Origin of the sequence: Faecalibacterium hattorii (assembly GCF_003287455.1) — a bacterium.
In the GTDB taxonomy this organism is placed as follows: domain Bacteria; phylum Bacillota; class Clostridia; order Oscillospirales; family Ruminococcaceae; genus Faecalibacterium; species Faecalibacterium hattorii.
Genome location: NZ_PRLC01000008.1, coordinates 50,385 through 68,253, shown reverse-complemented (window position 1 = coordinate 68,253; position 17,869 = coordinate 50,385). Strand labels below are relative to the sequence as shown.

The 17,869-nt window shown below is 58.1% G+C and carries 16 protein-coding genes, 1 tRNA gene and 1 pseudogene; 6 read left to right on the top strand and 12 right to left on the bottom strand.

Going from position 1 to position 17,869, the window contains the following annotated elements; all coding sequences use genetic code 11:
- Positions 1 to 262: 262 nt before the first annotated feature.
- The 6 genes from C4N23_RS06950 to C4N23_RS06925 form a co-directional block, all read right to left on the bottom strand.
- Positions 263 to 1,603 (bottom strand): MATE family efflux transporter, encoded by a 1,341-nt coding sequence (locus tag C4N23_RS06950; RefSeq protein WP_112145027.1) that lies wholly within the window; start codon positions 1,601 to 1,603, stop codon positions 263 to 265.
- A 153-nt stretch (positions 1,604 to 1,756) separates the two neighbouring features.
- Entirely contained in the window at positions 1,757 to 2,785 is a 1,029-nt protein-coding gene (locus tag C4N23_RS06945; RefSeq protein ID WP_112145025.1) for a siderophore ABC transporter substrate-binding protein, read from the bottom strand.
- A 29-nt stretch (positions 2,786 to 2,814) separates the two neighbouring features.
- Positions 2,815 to 3,567 (bottom strand): iron ABC transporter ATP-binding protein, encoded by a 753-nt coding sequence (locus C4N23_RS06940; protein WP_055186431.1) that lies wholly within the window; start codon positions 3,565 to 3,567, stop codon positions 2,815 to 2,817.
- 4 nt (positions 3,568 to 3,571) lie between these two features.
- Entirely contained in the window at positions 3,572 to 4,540 is a 969-nt protein-coding gene (locus C4N23_RS06935; RefSeq protein WP_112145023.1) for an iron chelate uptake ABC transporter family permease subunit, read from the bottom strand.
- Entirely contained in the window at positions 4,537 to 5,508 is a 972-nt protein-coding gene (locus C4N23_RS06930; protein ID WP_112145021.1) for an ABC transporter permease, read from the bottom strand. Before C4N23_RS06930 ends, C4N23_RS06935 begins: the two co-directional genes overlap by 4 nt.
- Positions 5,509 to 5,809: 301 nt before the next feature.
- Positions 5,810 to 6,313, bottom strand: coding sequence for a CarD family transcriptional regulator (locus C4N23_RS06925; protein WP_112145019.1), 504 nt, complete (start codon positions 6,311 to 6,313; stop codon positions 5,810 to 5,812).
- Positions 6,314 to 6,617: 304 nt separating this feature from the next.
- Here C4N23_RS06925 and C4N23_RS06920 point away from each other — a divergent pair, with 304 nt between their 5' ends.
- Positions 6,618 to 8,018, top strand: a complete 1,401-nt coding sequence (locus C4N23_RS06920; RefSeq protein ID WP_112145017.1) for an MATE family efflux transporter — start codon at positions 6,618 to 6,620, stop codon at positions 8,016 to 8,018.
- Positions 8,018 to 8,596, top strand: coding sequence for a cytidylate kinase-like family protein (locus C4N23_RS06915; protein WP_112145014.1), 579 nt, complete (start codon positions 8,018 to 8,020; stop codon positions 8,594 to 8,596). Before C4N23_RS06920 ends, C4N23_RS06915 begins: the two co-directional genes overlap by 1 nt.
- Positions 8,597 to 8,709: 113 nt before the next feature.
- On the opposite strand, the pseudogene C4N23_RS06910 reads toward C4N23_RS06915, so the two are convergent.
- The 3 genes and pseudogenes from C4N23_RS06910 to C4N23_RS06900 form a co-directional block, all read right to left on the bottom strand.
- Positions 8,710 to 8,961, bottom strand: a pseudogene (locus C4N23_RS06910) (DUF6061 family protein).
- Positions 8,962 to 9,135: 174 nt separating this feature from the next.
- Positions 9,136 to 9,222 (bottom strand) — tRNA-Leu (locus tag C4N23_RS06905).
- Positions 9,223 to 9,314: 92 nt separating this feature from the next.
- A complete protein-coding gene (locus C4N23_RS06900; protein ID WP_112145012.1) occupies positions 9,315 to 10,277 on the bottom strand; it encodes a biotin--[acetyl-CoA-carboxylase] ligase in 963 nt (320 codons plus the stop codon).
- Between the two features lie 174 nt (positions 10,278 to 10,451).
- Here C4N23_RS06900 and C4N23_RS06895 point away from each other — a divergent pair, with 174 nt between their 5' ends.
- Genes C4N23_RS06895 through C4N23_RS06880 form a run of 4 tightly spaced genes read left to right on the top strand, consistent with a single transcriptional unit; the run spans position 10,452 to position 13,022 of the window.
- Entirely contained in the window at positions 10,452 to 10,982 is a 531-nt protein-coding gene (locus C4N23_RS06895) for an RNA polymerase sigma factor (protein WP_242852824.1), read from the top strand.
- Positions 10,966 to 11,478 carry a hypothetical protein gene (locus C4N23_RS06890; RefSeq protein ID WP_055190924.1) on the top strand — a complete coding sequence of 171 codons (513 nt, stop codon included), beginning with the start codon at positions 10,966 to 10,968 and terminating at the stop codon, positions 11,476 to 11,478. The genes C4N23_RS06895 and C4N23_RS06890 overlap by 17 nt, the downstream gene beginning before the upstream one ends.
- Positions 11,479 to 11,497: 19 nt before the next feature.
- Positions 11,498 to 12,187: a hypothetical protein gene (locus tag C4N23_RS06885; RefSeq protein ID WP_181567084.1), complete on the top strand. Its 690-nt coding sequence runs from the start codon at positions 11,498 to 11,500 to the stop codon at positions 12,185 to 12,187.
- The gene (locus C4N23_RS06880; protein ID WP_112145011.1) at positions 12,168 to 13,022 is read left to right on the top strand and encodes a hypothetical protein; all 855 of its coding nucleotides are present in this window, start codon (positions 12,168 to 12,170) and stop codon (positions 13,020 to 13,022) included. Before C4N23_RS06885 ends, C4N23_RS06880 begins: the two co-directional genes overlap by 20 nt.
- Before the next feature lie 180 nt (positions 13,023 to 13,202).
- On the opposite strand, the gene C4N23_RS06875 is transcribed toward C4N23_RS06880, so the two are convergent.
- From C4N23_RS06875 to pflB, 3 genes are all read right to left on the bottom strand, one after another.
- Positions 13,203 to 14,324, bottom strand: coding sequence for a HipA domain-containing protein (locus tag C4N23_RS06875; RefSeq protein WP_112145009.1), 1,122 nt, complete (start codon positions 14,322 to 14,324; stop codon positions 13,203 to 13,205).
- A 134-nt stretch (positions 14,325 to 14,458) separates the two neighbouring features.
- Positions 14,459 to 15,211 carry a pyruvate formate-lyase-activating protein gene (gene pflA, locus C4N23_RS06870; RefSeq protein ID WP_055190918.1) on the bottom strand — a complete coding sequence of 251 codons (753 nt, stop codon included), beginning with the start codon at positions 15,209 to 15,211 and terminating at the stop codon, positions 14,459 to 14,461.
- Entirely contained in the window at positions 15,198 to 17,450 is a 2,253-nt protein-coding gene (gene pflB / locus C4N23_RS06865) for a formate C-acetyltransferase (protein ID WP_112145007.1), read from the bottom strand. Before pflB ends, pflA begins: the two co-directional genes overlap by 14 nt.
- Positions 17,451 to 17,869: the final 419 nt, after the last annotated feature.

Genomic DNA, 17,869 nt, shown 5'->3' with positions numbered 1-17,869 from the left:
AAGTCCACAAACACTTTCCCCTATCCCGATGAAGTTATCGACCGTCTGGCACGGGCATTCTACCCAGCCATCCTTGCCTGCTGGAACAGCGAGGAAGGCCAGCGGGAGTTTGCTACATGGCAGGCGGAACAGGCTCATCACACTACCAGCAAAGAGAAACAGAGCGTTCCCGACGGGGAACGCCCTGTTGTACATATCGCTATCGCATGTGGATTTTTCAGGGTGCGTCCTATTCAGGGGCGCACCCTGTTTTTTTTTTGCCTTATTTCCCCTTATTCCGCAGTTCTTTTTTCGTTGCCCACAGGCTGTAAGCGCAGGCGATCACCTCGGACACCCAGAACGCAAACCACGCTTTTTCGATGCCCATGGTGCGGATGAGAAGCCACAGGCAGGGCACCAGCACCACCAGCTGCCGCAAGGCAGCGCCGATCATATTGACCACGCCGTTGCCAAGGCCGGAGGCGAAGTAGCCGCACAAGATCGTGAGGACCGCAAACAGGAAGGTCACCGAGATGATGCGCAGGGCGGGCACGCCGAAAGCCAGCATCTCGTCACTGGCAGAGAACAGCCCCAGCAGTTGCGCCGGAAACAACAGGAACACCGCCGTGCCGCACAGGGCAAACACCACGCCGGTGGGCAGCAACACCTTCCATGCTTGCTTTACCCGGTCGGACTGCCCACTGCCGTAGTTGAAGCCTACCACCGGGATGGCTGCCTGTCCCAGACCATTCACCGGCATCATCAGGAAGTTTTGCAGCTTATAGTAGATGCCGAAGAACGCTACCGCCGTGGAGGACACCCCCAGCAGAATGCCGTTGACCGCAAAGGTCATCACGCTGCCGATGGCCTGCATCACGATGGTGGGCAGACCCACCCGGTAGATGTCGGCCACATCCTGCCACAAAAAACGATAGCCCTTCAGTCGGACATGGATGACCGGGTTTTTGACCCGATTGAACCATAGCGCCGCCGCTGCACCGATGAGCTGCCCGATGACGGTAGCAATGGCTGCGCCCCGGATGCCCATGGCCGGGCAGCCCAGCAGACCGAAGATCATAATGGGGTCGAGAATAATGTTGACTACTGCGCCGATGATGAGGGAGACCATAGACAGCACCGTGTCACCCACGGCCTGCAAGAGCCGCTGCCCGTAGGTCTGCAGAAAGATGCCCCAGCAGAACACGAGGTTCACCGACAGGTATTCCCGGCAGAGCTGCCGCAATTCGGGATCGTTGGTCAAGGCGGCAGCGATCCGGTTCGAGAACAGCAGCCCCACCAGCGTAAACACCAGCGAGGTGCCCAGCATCAGAAACAGCCCGGTGGTGGCGGCACGGCAGGCTTCCTCCGGCTTTTTCTGCCCCAGCTTGCGAGAGAGCAGGGCGTTCAGACCAACGGCAGTGCCCACGCCAATGGCGATCATCAAAAACTGGATGGCATATACAAGAGAGGCGGCAGTCAAGGCCGTTTCCGACAGCCGTGCCACAAAAATGCTATCCACGATGTTGTACAGCGATTGGATGAGCAGCGACAGCATCAGCGGTACCGCCATGGTGTACAGCAGGGGGCGGACGGGCATTTCCGCCAGTTTGTTTTTCGGGTTCATAGATCCTCCTTTTCGGGCAAACAAAAAAGCGTGAAATCGTTGAGGGGTAGCTTTCCCTCAGGATTTCACGCTTTGTAAGCCGGCTTTTTGTATTCTTAACGGAAGGTATTATACCGGAGTTTTTTCAAAATTGCAAGAAGGATTTTGAAAAAATCACAGCAGTGCGTTTTCCAGATCACTCAGCATTTCGCTCAGTGCCTGAATGCCGCCCTCTGCGGTGTACCAGACATTCGGGTGTGCCAGATAAACGACGTGGCCGTTCTTGTAAGCGTCCGTGCTCTTGACCAGCTCGTTTTCCAGGATCTCCTGCGCCATCTGTGCGCCATCGGTGCCAATGGCTGCATCACGATCCATGGCGAAGATGTAGTCGGGGTTCTTGTCCACAATGAACTCGAAGGAAGCCTCGTTGCCGTGGGTCGAGGTGTCGATATTGGCATCCACACCGATATTCTCAAAGCCGATCTCCTTGCCGATGATGGAGCAGCGGCCATCGTTGCCCAGAACATTGAAGCTGCCGCTGGTGGTCATGCCGACGATGGCAGTCTTGCCCTCCGCAAAGGCCTTCAGTGCGTCAATGCGGCTGTCAAAGTCTGCCATCAGGCTTTCCACCTGATCTTCCAGACCAAAGATGGAAGCAATGGTCATGGCGTTTTCACGGGTGCTTTCCACAACGCCCTTTTCGGCGTCGGTCGCAAGGAAAACAACGGGTGCGATCTCGCACAGGGCATCATAGGATTTGGAGAGGCGTCCGCCGATAAAGATGATGTCCGGCTCGCAGGCCATGACTGCTTCCATATCGGCTTCCTTGATGTTGCCAAGGTTCGCAATGCTGTCATTGGTGACATAGCTCTGAAGATAGTCCAGAGAGGTGGATGCCGTGCCGACCACACGGTCGCCAACGCCCAGTTCATCCAGAATGTCCAGAGATGCAAGGTCGAGGATCGCAATGCGCTGCGGGTCAAAGGGCACTTCCACGTCCACTAACTCCTTTGCACCGTTGAACGCCTTGATAGTCACCGACTCCGGCACCGCTTCCGAGGAAGTGGTAGCTTCGCTGGATGCTGCCACAGAGGATGCCACGGAGCTTGCCGTGGAGGAGGAAGCACCACAGGCGGTAAGAACACCCGCTGCACTCACAGCGGCCATAGCGGTCAAAAACGAACGACGAGAAATTTTCTTCATAAGAATGCTCCTTTTAAAAAGTACTGAAATCAATAATATATCGACAAAGGCTTGCCTTCGATCTGCATGATCTCAAAGTCCACCTTGTAGATATCGGACAGGTTTTCTTTGGTGATCACTTCCTGCACGGTGCCAAACTTTGCGATTTTTCCATTCACAAAGGCGCAGATGTAGTCGGAATAAAACGCAGCATAGTTGATCTCGTGCAGAACAAGGATCACCGTCTTGCCCAGCTCATCGCACAGGCGGCGGACGATGCGCATGAGGTTGGTTGCGTGGTAAATATCCAGATTGTTGGTCGGTTCATCCAGCAGGATATACTCGGTATCCTGCGCAATGACCATGGCAATATAGGCACGCTGCCGCTGACCGCCGGACAGTTCATCGATGAACTGCTCCTCAAAATCGCCCAGTTCCATGTAGGCAATGGCACGGTCAATGATCTCGTTGTCCTCTTGGGTCAGCCGCCCGCCGGAGTACGGAAAGCGGCCAAATGCAACCAGCTCCCGGACGGTCAGCTTCATCTGGACATTGTTGGCTTGGGTCAGGATGGCGAGCCGCTTGCTCAGCTCCCGGCTTTTCCAGCGCGTGATCTCCGTCCCCTCAAAATCCACAATTCCGCTGTCCCGTGCAATTAGCCGGGACAGCATTCCCATCACGGTGGATTTTCCCGCACCGTTCGGGCCGATAAGGGAAAGGACTTTGCCTTTCGGAATCTCAAAACTCACGCCATCGACAACGGCTTTGCCATCGTAGCGTTTGGTGATCTCTTTTACAAACATGGTGCTATGCCTTTCTCTGGGTGAGCAGCAGATACAGGAAATACACGCCGCCGCCCACGGTGATGAACACGCTGACCGGAACCGAGTAAACGAACACCCGCTCCACCAGAAGCTGTCCGCCGATCAGAACAGCCATACCGAACAAAACAGAGCCGGTGATGAGCTGGCTGTGCCGGTAGGTGCGCAGGAACTGCCGGGAAAGGTTGGCAATGATAAGCCCCAGAAATGCCAGCGGCCCAACCATAGCGGTGGCTGTTGCAATGTACAGTGTGACCCCCAGCAGCAGCCGGCGGATGCAGCGGTCATAGTCCACACCCAGATTGATGGCCTGATCTTTGCCCAGTGTCAGAACGTCCAGCAGCGCAAGTTCTTTCCGGAAGGCAAAGGCGACCAGCACCAGAACCGCAACGGACAGTACCAGAATCGCCGAATTGACATTGGAAAAGCTGGCGACCAGATCCGTCAGCAGCGTGTCGTATTCGTTGGGGTCCATCACACGGGTCAAGGTCGTCTGGATGCTGGAAAAGAACGAGGTCAGCACCGTGCCGATAAGCAGGACGTACAGAACATTGTGGTTCGTTTTCTGGAACAGATAGCTGTAAATCATGGTGGCAACAGCGCCCATAATGGCAAGGTCTACCGCAAAGGCTGCGTTGGCATTGACCGCCAGAAAGCTGCCCGAACCCGCCACAAAGAACACCGCTGTGTGGATCAGCGAATAAAGTTGGTCCATGCCCAGCAGGCAGGGCGTGACGATGGTGTTGTTGATGATGGACTGAAACACGATGGAGGCACTTCCAATGGCAAAGGCCGTGATGAGCATGGCGATCAGCTTGGGCGTGCGGATGCGCATGGCGTAGGCAAATAATTTTTGGTTTTCAAAATGGACGCCCACTGTCATATAGCCCGCGCAGGCCAGCAGAACAAGAAGCAGAAGGATCAGCAGGCGCAGATGATTTTTGTGCGTTTTCATGCTGCACCTCCGGTTTTCTTGGCAGCTTTATCCAACCGGACTGCCTTGCGTCCATGCCGAAGCCGATACAGCAGCAGACCGACAAACAGGATACTGCCGATAATGCCAACGATCAGCTCGATGGGCAGCTCGTAGGGATAGATCACAACCCGTCCGATCATATCGCAGACCAGCACGAACACTGCACCAAACAGAGCGGTATCCACCAGCGTTCCGCGGATCTGGTCACCCTTGAACATTGCTACGATATTGGGCACGATGAGACCGATGTAGGAGATCGAGCCGACCACAACGACAACGGATGCTGTGATCATGGCAGCAATGGTCAGCCCCATAAACAGCACCAGATCATACGGAACGCCGAGGTTCTGGGAAAAATCCTTTCCCATGCCAACGATATTGAAGTGGTTGGCAAATACAAATGCCAGAATCACCAGCGGTACCGTCAGCCAGACAAGCTCATACCGCCCACGAATGACAGTGGAAAAATGACCGACCAGCCAGCTGGAAAGAGCCTGTGTCATCTCATATTTGTAGGCAAGATAATTGGTAACGCCCATTACGATGTTGGAGAACATGATGCCGACCAGCGGGACCATGACAACATCCTTGAACTGGATACGCTGGATGAACCAGACAAAGACCCATGTACCGAGAACGGCACAAACGAAGGAAAAGGCAGCACGTCCCCACAGGGTAGAACCCGGTGCAAACAGCAAAGCCAGCAGAATGCCAAACTGCGCAGAAGAGATCGTTGCGCCTGTGGTGGGCGAAACAAACTTATTCATGCAGAGTTGCTGCATGATAAGCCCCGCCACGCTCATGCCGATGCCTGTGCAGAGGATGGCAAGCAGACGCGGCAGGCGGGAGATCAGAAAGATCTCCCATGTTTCCACGCTGCCTGTAAACAGGTCGGAAGGCCGGATGTCCAGCACCCCGACAAACAAAGAACAAACCGAAAGAATCATCAGCAGAACGCCGAGAAAAACGGTGGAACGATGATTACGAATGAAAAGCCCTCCTCAAGATTAGTACAAACTAACTTTTTGAAAATAAAAAGAGAACGCCTGTGTGTGAAGAAACTGGTCTTACGTGTTCACACACAGCGCGTTCTGATGGAGGGATTATATCATAGGACATTGATGGGTTTCAAGTGGCAAACTCTCACGAAGGTTTTACATGGCAAACCATCCTTCTTTGTTGATTCCTACAAAGTTGCTCCGAACAAAAAGAGCCTTTGCATTTGTTGGTAAAAATCACCATGCGGCTTCAGCGCAAAACCTCCAGCAGCCGTCTGCCGGCTTCCTGCTGCGATTCCCCGAAGGTCACCGCCAGCTCCTCTCGCAGGACACGCTCTACCATCTGGTAGAAGTAGGCATCCATGGCGTTGATCTTTCGGCCGCGGCTTTGCTGCTGGGTCTGCTTTTGCCCCAGCTCCTTGAACAGGGTCAGGTACTGGTAAAAATCATTGGTGTGGAGCAGTGCCTGATAGTGTTCTGCCAGCGCTGTCTGTACCCCCGCCGGGATAGGCAGCTTCTCCGCTTTGATGCGTGCAAGGTCGGCTTCCGCCTGCTGTGCCGGGGTCACCGGGCGCAGCGCCGCTTCCTTTTCCGTGGGGATATAGCTGCGGTCGTGGGAATCCGAAAAATAAGGCCGGAGGGTGTAATACTCTCTGGCGGACGCATCGCAAAAGCGCCGCAGCCCGACCCCTTCCACCTCGTGCACTCCCAGATTTCCGTAGACCACCAGCGCCCCCGCTTGAAACCGTGACATGGTATTGCCTCTTTCCCTTGTATGGAAAGGCTGCAAAAACAGACTTTCCAGCGTACTTTTGTTCTCCATTATATTGTATCACGACTGGGCGGCGGGCTTCAAAGGGCATCTTTCACAAAGTTTTCCTCGTGCAATCTGCGCAGAATGCCCAGTACAATTCTTGTGCAAAACTGCCTTTGCAAATTCCAGACAGGCAGGCTATAATGATTTCGTACAACGAGTAGCACTCATGCGTAAAACCGGTTGCATGAGGGCTGCCCGTTGTTTTTATTTGCCCCAAAATGGAAAGGTAAAGGTGAATCCCATGGAAAGTTCCAATCAATTTCTCGGCACGGAGCGCATCGGCAAGCTGATGCAGAAGTATGCGATCCCGTGCATTATTTCGCTGCTGGTAGGTGCGCTGTATAACATCGTGGACCAGATCTTTATTGCAAACGCCAGCTATCTGGGCTCCTACGGCAACGCCGCCAATACGGTCGTTTTTCCCTTGACGGTGGTGGCACTGGCTATTGCCGTGATGATCGGTGACGGCTGCTGCGCCTTCGTCAGCATCAGCCTTGGACAGAACGAGGTCCCCAAGGCAAAGCGGAGCGTCGGCAATGCGGTGGTCATGTGTCTGGCCAGCAGCATTGTGCTGGCCGCGCTCTATCTGATCTTTGCAGACAACATTCTCGCCATGTTCGGCGGAACGGTGAACGCCGAGACCTACCACCACTCGCAGGAATATTTCTTCTATATCACGCTGGGCGTGCCCTTTTATATGTTTGGGCAGGCCATGAACCCCATCATCCGCGCCGACGGCAGCCCCCGTTTTGCCATGATCTCCACCCTTGCGGGTGCGGCGCTGAACATCATTCTGGACCCCATCTTCATTTTCGGCTTCCGCTGGGGCATGATGGGCGCAGCGGTGGCTACCGTCATCGGTCAGCTGGTCACCGCAGCGCTGGCAGTGTGGTATCTGCTGCACATGAAGATCATCCGTCCTGAAAAGGGTGACTACCGGCTGAAAGGCTCCATCTGCGGCCGTACCCTGACCCTTGGCATGACCAGCTTTCTGTCCCAGATCAGCCTTGTGGCGGCAATGGCAGCCATCAACAACATGATCCGCAAATACGGCGCACTGGATGCTGTGTTCGGGCAGGAGCAGTACGCCCAGATCCCTATGGCAGTTGTTGGCATCGTGATGAAGTTCTTCCAGATCGTCATCTCCATCGTAGTGGGCATGGCGGCTGGCTGCATCCCCGTGGTGGGCTTCAACATGGGTGCTAAAAAGCCCGCCCGTGTGAAGGAGCTGTTCACGAAACTGCTGCTGGCAGAAGCCACCGTGGGTGCCATTGCACTGGTGCTGGTGGAGGGCTTCCCGCGTCAGCTGATTGCCCTGTTCGGTGCCGCCAACGAGAGCGTTTACTACACCGATTTTGCCGTGAAGTCCTTCCGCATCTACCTGTGCATGATCATTCTGGCCTGTGTCAACAAGGCGTGCTTCATCTTTTTGCAGGCCATGGGCAAGGCAGCGGAATCCACCGCCCTGTCCATGGTGCGTGAGGTGGTGTTCGGCGTGGGCTTTGCCCTGCTGCTGCCCCAGTTCTTCGGGCTGGATGGCGTGCTGTACTCCATGCCCATGTCGGATATCCTCACCTTCCTGATTGCAGGCTATCTGATCTGCAAAACCTACCGTGAACTGAACCAGAAAGGAGAAGTCTAATGGAAAAACATATCATTACCATCAGCCGCGAGTTTGGCAGCGGCGGCAGAACCATCGGCAAGCTGGTGGCAGAGCATCTGGGCATCCGGTGCTACGACGCCGAACTGATCCAGAAACTGGCTGCCGAAAGCGGCTTTGACGAAAACTACATCAAGGAGGCCGGAGAGTATACCCCCGGCGGCTTCCTTGCTTCCGCCTTCACCAACCGCAGCTTCGGCCCCACCAACGAGGACCTGCTTTGGAAGCTGCAATACCGGATCATCCGGGAACTGGCAGAAAAAGAGCCCTGCGTCATTGTGGGACGCTGCGCCGATTTTATCCTGCAGGACCGCACCGACTGCCTGAAGGTCTTTGTCCACGCGGACATGAAGTTCCGGGCTGACCGCATCGTGCGGGTCTATGGGGAACGGGAGAAATCGCCCGAAGCCCGGCTGAAGGAGAAGGACAAGCGCCGCGCCGCCTACTACCGCTTCTACACCGATATGAACTGGGGCAATGCCGCCAACTATCATATTGCACTGGACAGCGGGGTTATCGGCATTGAAAAAAGCGCAGAGATCATCGAAAGCCTTGCATAAGTTGTAAATTCCGACAGTCTCTGAGCCGATAGCGCAAAACGCCGCCCACCTGCGTTTCATTCGTTTCATTACGCAGATAGGCGGTGTTTTTTCAATACGATTTTATGGGAAGATCAATCTTCTAGCCCATGGTTCCCTGTTACGTTTTTCAAGTATCCCTCTGGGTCACCGTTCAGAATCAAATCCGAATAGCCAAGCGGGTCATTGTAAATAAGATAGTCCAGCTCCGATCACTGCGCCATGGTCACATCCAGTGCACCCTCAACCCCGGTACAGTCAATGGAGATTTCTCTTCCATCCCGGAGCAGCAGTTCCACGCAGCCGGTGTCCATGTTGAATTTGCAGGTTCTTTCATCGTACTTCATGTTTGTGTCCTTTCTGCCTTACGGCACCTTTACAGTTGTGACCTTCGTTACACGTTTTTTCTGATAAGGTTTTGGACACACAGCCATCAGGGAAGAGCCGTTGTTCTCATTTCCAAAGAAAACAAAAAATCCGAACCCTTCTCCTATCGAGAAAAGGTTCGGATTTTCATGGTTTGGTGCGGATAAGAGGACTTGAACCTCCACCGAGTTGCCCCGATTAGAACCTGAATCTAACGCGTCTGCCAATTCCGCCATATCCGCATATTCTGTTTTCGTTCGAGCTGTTTGGCTCGGAACGTTGATAATTATACCACGGATCTTGGAAAAGTCAAGCGTTTTTGCAAAAAAAGTTTTTACTCCGTCCTCGCGGGGCGGGTGCTGACCTCGCCGTGGCGGAGGGCCTCGGTGCGGCCGCCCTCGCGCTCGACGACGAGCTGGCCGTGGTCATCGATGAAAAGGGCCTTGGCGGCGTAGCTTTCGCTGCCGGTGCAGACGGTGACCCAGTGGCCCGGCACGAAGCACCGGGCGCGGTACTCGTCCAGACAGTCGAAGGCGGGGCAGAGGGCCAGCAGCTCCCGCGCGATGGCACCGGCCAGCGCGGTGCGGCTGACGGGGGACGGGCCGCCGGGGAAGAGGCTGCCCGCCGTGGGGGCCAGCTCCTCCGGCCAGTCGGCGGGGGTGGTGGTCAGGTTCAGGCCGATGCCCACCACCAGCCACTCCACTTGGCCGCTCTCAATGTCGGTGCCCGCCTCGGTCAGGATGCCGCAGACCTTTTTGCCCTGATAATACAGGTCGTTCACCCACTTGATGCCCAGTTCCAGCCCGCAGAGCGCTTTCACGGCCCGCGCTACGGAGACCGCCGCGGCGATGGTGGCGGTCTGGGCGTCGGCGGCGGAAAGGGCCGGGCGGAGCAGCAGGGAACAATAGACGCCCTTCCCGGCGGGGCTTTCGAATCTGCGGCCCAGCCGCCCGCGCCCGGCCTTCTGCTGGCCCGCCAGCACCAGCGTGCCGTGGGGGGCACCGGCCAGCGCCAGTTGTTTGGCGGTCAGGTTGGAGCTTTCGAGGGTGTCGTAGATGTAGATGGGGGCCGGGTATTCGCCTACGGCCTCGGCGCAGAAGGGGTCGCCGCCCGCCAGCCGGTAGCCCCGGCGGGGGGCCGAGTCCAGCGCGTAGCCCTGCGCGGTGAGGGCCAGCGCCGCCTTGTGGATGGCCGCCCGGCTCACGCCCAGCGCCTCGGCGAGGTGCTGGCCGGAGATGTACCCGCCCTCGGCAGCGGAAAGCGCCGCCAGCAGGGCCTGTTTCGTACTTTGCGCCATGGCCTTTTCCTCCTGCGAACTTTGTGTTATGATACCATTATACCAGATGTGCCCGCCGTTTGCTGAAAAAATTTTCCGGATTTTTGCAGGAAACCGCCCGGCAGATCCGTATAAGAGTACAGAAGGGCCGCCCAAGGCTGCCCCGAATGCTGCGAAAGGAGGTCCTGCAGACCGTTGACTACACTGGAATTCAGCGCGCTGGTGCAGAAGTATCAGGGGCTTGTCTACACCGTCTGCCACCAGCTCGTGCCGGACGAAGGCGATGCACAAGACCTCGCGCAGGAAACGTTTCTGGCGGCGTGGCGTGCCATGGACCGCTGCCCGCCCGGCTACGAAAAGCAGTGGCTGGCGCGCATTGCGTCCAACAAGGCGAAGGATCATCTGCGCAGCGCGTGGGTGCGGCGGGTGAACACCCCCGGCGACGAGGTGCTGGCGCTGGAAGGCGCCCCGCCCGGCTCCGACCCCGAACAGCGGGTGCTCGACGCCCTGAGCGAGGAGACCCTGACCCAGATGATCCTGAACCTGCGGGAGCCTTACAAGACGCCCTGCCGCCTGATGCTGCTGGAGCAGCACACCGCCGCCGAGGCCGCCCGGCTCTGCGGCCGACCGCAGAAGACGGTGGAGGCGCAAATTTACCGGGCCAAAAAGATGCTGGCGGAAAAGATCCGTCAGGAAAGGAGGAGCGAAGATGGAATTGTTTCGTGAGGACGGCTGCCTGACCGACGAGGGCCTTCTGGCCGTGACGAAGGGCGGGCTGGATGAGCTGGGGCGGCTGGAGACCGCCGAACACCTGTCCTACTGCGATCGCTGCATGGACCGCTACACGGCGCTGCTGACGGCGGATGCACTGGAAACGCCGCCAAAGCCGCTGCGCGGGGCCGTGATGAGCAATATCTGGGTGCGGCTGATGCAGAACACCTATGGCCGGGTGGCCGTGGCCAGCGTGGCGGCGGTGCTGGCGCTGACCATGTGGAAGACCGGTGCCCTCGGCCAGATCACCCGCCTTGGCTCCGAACTCAACACGGTGCTGCCCGCGAGCCAGACACAGCCGGTGGAAGAAGACCGTCCGGCGGTGCCGGAGCCGCAGGGCAAGCCGGTAGAAACGCGGGCCGACCGGGACAACGCCGGGAAGCTCTCCGGCCCGCTGCAGCGGCTGCTGGACACCGTGCCCCACACCACCGAATCAAACGCTACAACTTGAGAAACGAGGAACTGGACTTATGAAGAAAAACGGGATTTTGACCCTGCTGTTCGCGCTGATTCCGGGCGCGGGGGAGATGTATCAGGGCTATATGAAGCGCGGCCTGTCGCTCATTACCATGTTCAGCCTGTCCGCTGCCCTTGGTGCCATGACGCGGATCGAAGTATTATATATCGGACTGCCCATCGTCTATATGTACAGCTTTTTCGATACCTTCAACCTGCGGGCGCAGATCGGGATGGGCACCGCCCCGGAGGACGATTACCTTGTCCACATGAACCTCCATGATAAGCGCCTTGCGCAGTTTCTGGCCGACAGCCACAAGCTGCTGGGCTGGGCGCTCATCGCCTTCGGTGCGCTGGTGGGCTACCAGAACATCCTCATGAACACCCTCGGCGACCTGCTCTGGCGCTGGGGCAAGACGAGCCCGGTCTTCCGGGCACTCTATCTGGTCATGGACCAACTGCCGGAGGTGGTGGTCTGCGTGGCCCTCATCGTCTGCGGCATCTGGCTGGTGAAAGGCCCCCGCACCGCCAAGAAGCCCCAGCCCGCCGACACGGCGGACGAGGAGTTCACTGAGTACCAGCCGCAGGAGCATAAGAAGGTCAACGTACAGGCCATCCTGAACAGCATCGGCCATCGGGACGCCGAGGCCGACGGGGAGCCGGAGGACACCAAGGAGGACGACGATGGAACCGAACAAAACTGAGCGGACGGCAGAGGCTGCCGCGCCGGAAGCGCCCCAAACGCCCCAGACACCGAAAAGCCTCCCCGTGCGCCGGGTGGGCAGCCTGACGCTGGGGGTCTGCCTGATGGCAGCAGGAGCGTTCTTCCTGTGCTACTACTTCCTGCCCCATTTCAACTGGGAGCTGGCCCTCAAGATCGCCCCGGCGGCGGGGCTGTGTCTGCTGGGCGGTGAGGTGCTCTACTTTGCCGCAAAGCCGGGAAAGTGGAAGTACGATTTCCTGTCCGTCTTCTTCTGCCTGTGCCTGATGGCGGTCTGCCTGTGCATGAGCGCTCTGCCCATGGTGCTGGACCGCATCGACCCGGCCAACGAAGCACGGGTGGCCAAGATCGCAACGGACTACGAAAATACCCTCTATGCCGCCATCCGGGACGAGGCCCCGGACATCCCGCTGAAGGACCTCCGGGCCGGGCTGTACGACTACTACGGCAGCGCCGAGACGGCCGCCGCCGCCGCCAGCGACCTCAACAGCGGCCTTGGCGTGCTGCGGGTGAACATCGAGCTGTTCGGCCCCTATGAGCAGAAAGCGGCCTTCGCCATGGACTGCCGGAAGATCACCGACATCATCCGGCAGCAGACTGCCCAGCCCACCGGCGTGACCTTCTTTTATGACGGCATCGAGGTGGCGGACAGCGAGGAGCTGCACACCGGCAGCATGAAGCAGGAATGCAGCTACACCCTGAATCTGGACAGCAATGCCCAGCTGGACTGGACCGCTGACCAGATGACCAAGCAGACCGAAGCATCCTCTCTGCTGGACGAGGAGAACACCGCCGCCGAGAGTGAGGCGGAGGACTGAGAAAAAGCAAAGGGCTGTTGCAAAACTCCCTCAGTCACGGCTTCGCCGTGCCAGCTCCCTCTCGGAGGGAGCCTTGGCGTAACGGGTAGCTGTGAAAGCCTCCCTCATTGAGGGAGGTGGCATCGCGTCAGCGATGACGGAGGGAGTTCTATGCAACAGACCCTTTTTTGCGTCGAAGAATCAGCCGTCCAAAAGCGTGCGGGCCTTGGCCTGAACGGCTTGTTCCAAGGCGGCCAGACGTGGGGCGCTCAGATTGTAGCGGGAATGCTTCTGGAACCGGAAGGTCAGCAGATGCCGCAGGGCATCCCGCTGCCGGTGGCCGAGGACATGCCGGGCGACTTCGTCAAAGCTTGCGTAAAGTGCGGGCGGCAGAGAGGCTTCCTGCTGGGGGATGTTGTCCAGCTCATCGTCCATGACATAACAGTACAGCGAAAGGCCGTTGTCGAAGATCGGGGCCGGGCGAAGCAGCTCGTTGGTGTGGCTGTCCACCAGAAAACCAAAGTTGCCGAGGTGGCGGTCGGTATTGCGGATGACGGCGTCCAGAACCAGCATATCCGCCAGCTCCTCCCGCCATCCATGCGCTTCGTACCAAGCGATAATCTGTGTGATCTTGGAATCTTCGATCAGGGTCGAGGCGGGAACGAATGCAGTGTCTTTGCTGGTGAAAAGCTTACAGGTCGAGCAGAGCTGACCCTTCCACATGGAAAGGCCGTAGGGAATATGCGCGATGCCCATGGCCTCAGCGACCTGCGCGGCGTAAAACTCCGAGAAAGGCTCTTTTCCGGTGTTGGCAAAGCCGCTGGTGCCGCCTTTGTAAAGGTAGATTTCGCCCCGGATGCGGCGCCATGCTTTCGGGAGCATCCCGTTGGTGGTGAACTCCGGCGAGGAGCGGAATCGGGAAAGGGGGGAACTCCCGTAGCCCGTGAACGCAATCTGAGACAAAATCTGGCTGAACCGGTTGTCGTACAGGTTGACCTGCGCGAAGGTCTTGGAATCGTCCGGCGTGGTGACCCAGTAACTGTCGATCAGAGAGAGACCTTTGCAGACGGACAGGATGCCGATAAAATCGTTTTCATTCAGGCCGTTTTTGGAAAGAAAATTCTGGACATAAGCACGGTTGGCAGGAATCGTGCGGTGCCGCAGCCAGCGGGTCAGGGATGGATCGTCCGCAGTCATTCCAAGGGGAAGCTGGCGCTTCTTTTCGCTGTTGAGCGAAGTGATATGAATATCCGTGCCGTCCAATGTTCGTTGTGCTGTAAAGGAAAGCAGCGTATCATCGTATTGCTTTAGAACAAATTCCATGGCGTCAGCCCTCCCACTCGTTTATAGGATTATTGTACCTTTTTTTAGGCAGAGAAACAAGGGTACTTTCACACAAAATCCCCCCGGAACGCTGCAACGTTCCGGGGGGCCTTTGCGTATTCAGGAAAGGAGCATCAGCCGGGGTATCTCCGGACCTCCAGCAGCTCCTCGGCCCGCGCGAGCTGCTCCGCAGTGGGCGGAACAGCGTCGGGCAGGGGGTAGGGGATGTTCAGCTTCTGCCACTTGAACAGCCCCAAGGTGTGATAGGGCAGCACCTCCACCCGCTGCACGGTCTGGAGCGACCGGATGAAGTCTGCGGTGCGGCGCAGACCCTCTTCGTCGTCGGTCAGGCCGGGCACCAGCACATGCCGGATCCAGAGCGGAACGCCCAGCTCCGAGATGTGCCGGGCCATGGCAAGGATGTTGGCGTTGTCTTTGCCGGTGAGGCGGCGGTGCTTTTCGGGGTCGATCTCTTTCAGGTCAAGGATGACGAGGCTGGTGGACTGCATCAGGGTATCAAACTTGGCCAGATACGCCGGGTCGTCGGGGCGGAAAGGCTCACCGGCTGTGTCCAGCGCGGTGTGCACGCCCTTGGCGCGGGCAAGCTGGAAGAACTTCGTCACGAAGTCCATCTGCCGCAGCGGCTCGCCGCCGCTGACCGTGATGCCGCCCTTCCTGCCCCAGTAGTTGCGGTAGCGGTAGACGCGCTGGAACAACTGTTCCGGCGTCCACTCCTCACCGCCGTCGGCCCATGTCTCCGGGTTGTGGCAGTATTTGCACCGCAGAGCGCAGCCTTGCAGGAAGACCACGAACCGGACGCCGGGGCCGTCCACCGAGCCGAAGCTCTCCAGCGAGTGAATGCGGCCGATGAGGTCACAGGGCTGCATGGCAGGTGCGGGAGATAACGTCCATCTGCTGCTCGCGGGTCAGGTCGATGAACTTGACCGCGTAGCCGGAGACGCGGATGGTGAAGTTGGCGTACTCTTCCTTTTCGGGGTGCTCCATGGCGTCCAGCAGCTTCTCCTTGCCGAAGACGTTGACGTTCAGGTGGTGGGCACCCTGATCGAAGTAGCCGTCCATGACCTGCACCAGATTCTCCACGCGCTCGCCCTCGCTGTGGCCCAGCGCGTCGGGATTGATGGTCTGGGTGTTGGAGATGCCGTCCAGCGCCCAGTGGTAGGGCAGCTTTGCCACGGAGTTCAGGGAAGCCAGCAGACCGTTCTGCTCTGCGCCGTAGCTGGGGTTTGCACCGGGGGCAAAGGGGGTAAAGGCGGCGCGGCCGTCGGGCAGGGCGCCGGTGTACTTGCCGTAGACCACGTTGGAGGTGATGGTCAGGATGGAGGTGGTGGCCTCGGAGTTGCGGTAGGTGTGGCGCTTCTTGATCATCTCAAGGAAGGTGCGCAGCAGCCAGACGCCGATCTCGTCGGCGCGGTCGTCGTCGTTGCCGTACTTCGGGAAGTCGCCCTCCACCTCAAAGCCGGTGGCAAGGCCGGTCTCGTCGCGGAGGACCTTGACCTTGGCGTACTTGATGGCGCTCAGGGAGTCGATGACGTGGGAGAAGCCCGCAATGCCGGTGGCGAAGGTGCGGCGGACATCGGTATCGATGAGGGCCATCTCGGCCTCTTCGTAGTAGTACTTGTCGTGCATATACTGGATGAGGTTCAGCACGTTGACGTACAGGCCGGCCAGCCAGTCCAGCATCTGCACGTACTTGGGCAGCACTTCGTCATAGCGCAGGTACTCGCTGGTGATGGGGGCGTAGTTGGGGCCGCACTGCTCGTGGTACTTCTCGTCCACGCCGCCGTTGATGGCGTACAACAGGCACTTGGCGAGGTTGGCGCGGGCACCGAAGAACTGCATCTCCTTGCCGGTCTGGGTGGCAGACACGCAGCAGCAGATGGAGTAATCATCGCCCCAGACGGGCTTCATCACATCGTCGTTCTCGTACTGGACGGAGCTGGTGAGGATGGAGACCTTGGAGGCGTACTTCTTGAAGGCTTCGGGCAGGGCAGAGGAGTACAGAACGGTCAGGTTCGGCTCCGGTGCGGGGCCCATGTTCTCCAGCGTGTGCAGGAAGCGGTAGCAGTTCTTGGTGACCATGCTGCGGCCGTCCATGCCGATGCCGCCCACTTCCAGCGTTGCCCAGACGGGGTCGCCGGAGAAGAGCTGGTTGTAGCTGGGGATGCGGGCGAACTTGACCATGCGGAACTTCATGACCATGTGGTCGATCAGCTCCTGTGCCTCGCTTTCGGTAAGGATGCCCTTGTCCAGATCCCGCTGGATGTAGATGTCGAGGAAGGTGGAGATGCGGCCCACGCTCATGGCAGCGCCGTTCTGGGTCTTGATGGCGGCAAGATAGCCGAAGTAGAGCCACTGGCAAGCCTCTTTGGCGTTCTTGGCGGGCTGGGAGATGTCGAAGCCGTAGGCCTCGGCCATCTTCTTCATGCCCTTCAGGGCGTTGATCTGGCGGGCGATCTCCTCCCGCAGACGGATGACGTCATCGGTCATGGTGCCGTCGCCGCAGTTGGCGAAGTCCTCCTGCTTGAACTGGATCAGCGCATCGATGCCGTACAGGGCCACGCGGCGGTAGTCGCCGACGATGCGGCCGCGGCCGTAGGTGTCGGGCAGACCGGTGATGATGTGGGTGTGGCGGGCCTTCTTCATTTCCGGGGTGTAAGCGTCGAAGACCGCCTGATTGTGGGTACGGGTGTAGTCGGTGAAGATCTTGTGCAGCTCTTCGCTGGGCTGATAGCCGTAGGTGGTGCAGGCCTGTTCGGCCATCTTGATGCCGCCGTAGGGCATGAAAGCGCGCTTCAGGGGCTTGTCGGTCTGCAGACCGACGACCTGCTCCAGATCCTTCAGCTCCTCGTCGATGTAGCCGGGGCCGTATGCGGTCAGGCTGCTGACCACTTCGGTCTCCATATCCAGCACGCCGCCCTTGGCGCGCTCTTCCTTCTGGAGCTTCTGCAAAGCTCCCCACAGCTTGTTGGTCGCCTCGGTGGGACCGGCCAAGAACGACTCGTCGCCGTCGTACGGGGTGTAGTTCTTCTGGATGAAGTCACGTACATTGACTTCCTCTTTCCAGATACGGCCCTCAAAGCCTTCCCACTGTTCAAAATCGATCATTGGAACCTCCTTGCTCCTTGCCATTCCATTGGCAGTTAGCATTATCTAACTATTGAGCCTTTGAAAAACCGCATCCAATGCGGCTTTCTGGGGGCGGGCGAATAGGCGGCGAGGCGCGTGACGTTCCGCGCCCGGCAGCCTTGACACTATAATAGCAATGATCCCTCGAAAAAGCAAGAGGGAATGGATGGATTTTACACAAAAGCGGCAAAAGGTTCTTAGCACAAGTGCCCAATTTTCCGGAAAAAACTTTTTCTGAAAAAAGTTCAAAAGGGGGCTTGACAGTCATGACAAACTATGGTATCCTGTTGTCACGGCAAGGTTAGTTAAATCTAACCAAGACTGCGGGACCTTCTGCAAAGGGTTCCGATTCCTCCATTCCATACTCTCTTTTTCTTTTGGCAGGGCGCGGCATTCTG